Below are 229 nucleotides of genomic sequence, written 5' to 3'. Positions count from 1 at the left end.
ATCTACAGATTTCACCTTACCACGGTATTTTTTCAACAACGTCCAAAACTGCTGCTTCTCAAACAATGGTTCGTAAATCGCTCGCAAATGAAAGTGCGTTAGTTGAGGTTCTAATTTTTCAAGTATCAACCGAGCAACAGTTTCACATTTAGCAAATGCTGTTGTTCTCTTTTGAACCGCAATGTACTGTTTATCGGGATGATTCCAAATAGCGACTAAAATAGACGGC

At 38.9% G+C, this 229-nt stretch carries 1 protein-coding gene; it reads right to left on the bottom strand.

The window, feature by feature from the left end; all coding sequences use genetic code 11:
* Positions 1-229, bottom strand: a 229-nt coding sequence (locus SB773_RS35150) for a hypothetical protein (protein ID WP_410595236.1), incomplete at both ends; no start/stop codon positions are given.

The organism is Bacillus sp. SIMBA_074, from assembly GCF_046534555.1.
Taxonomy (GTDB): Bacteria; Bacillota; Bacilli; order Bacillales; family Bacillaceae_G; genus Bacillus_A; species Bacillus_A mycoides.
The sequence above is the reverse complement of the archived record's forward strand: the minus strand, read 5'-3'. Positions and strand labels throughout refer to the sequence as shown.